Source organism: Stenotrophomonas sp. P5_B8 (assembly GCF_054049855.1).
Genome location: NZ_JBFULO010000805.1, coordinates 1 through 778, shown reverse-complemented (window position 1 = coordinate 778; position 778 = coordinate 1). Strand labels below are relative to the sequence as shown.

At 65.3% G+C, this 778-nt stretch carries 1 protein-coding gene; it reads right to left on the bottom strand.

Translation table 11 applies throughout. From position 1 onward, the window contains the following. A partial coding sequence (guaA, locus tag ACXJKH_RS21565; protein ID WP_457322443.1) for a glutamine-hydrolyzing GMP synthase occupies window positions 1–614 on the bottom strand: 614 nt, incomplete at its 3' end. Window positions 615–778 lie beyond the last annotated feature (164 nt).

Below are 778 nucleotides of genomic sequence, written 5' to 3'. Positions count from 1 at the left end.
GTCCACAGGGTTTCGCAGCCGCACACGTCCACCACGAAGCGGCGCAGCAGCGCCTGGCCCTGCAGGGTGTGGGTCACTTCCGGATGGAACTGCACGCCGTACCAGCGCTTTTCTTCGTTGGCCATCGCGGCCACCGGGATGCGATCGGTCACCGCGGTGACGGTGAAGCCCGGGGGTGCGACGGAGACGTGGTCGCCGTGGCTCATCCAGACGTTCAATTTCGGCTCGCCGCCGTGGTCGCTCAGGCCCTTGAACAGCGCATCCGGGGCGACGACGTTGACTTCGGCATGGCCGAACTCACGCTGGTCGGCCGCTTCGGTGGCGCCACCGAGCTGGGCGGCCAGGGTCTGCATGCCGTAGCAGATGCCGAAGATCGGCAGGCCGCTGTCGAACACTTCCTGCGGTGCGGCCGGCGCACCCGGCAGGGTGGTCGATTCCGGGCCGCCGGACAGGATGATGCCCTTGGCGCCGAACGCGGCGATGTCGGCCGGGTTGTGGTCCCATGCCCAGATCTCGCAGTACACGCCGAGCTCGCGGATGCGGCGCGCGATCAGCTGGGTGTACTGGGCGCCGAAATCGAGAATGAGGATCTTGTCGTTATGGATGTTGGTCATGGTGCCCGGGCAATGCAGGAGTAAATACGGGAAACACAGCGTCGTTACCGGCGGCCGATAGAGAAAGAGGAACGGGAATCAGCTTCCTCGTTCCTCTTTGCTCATGCTGCATCAGGCGCGGTAGTTCGGCGGCTCYTTGGTGATCTGCACGTCGTGGACGTGGC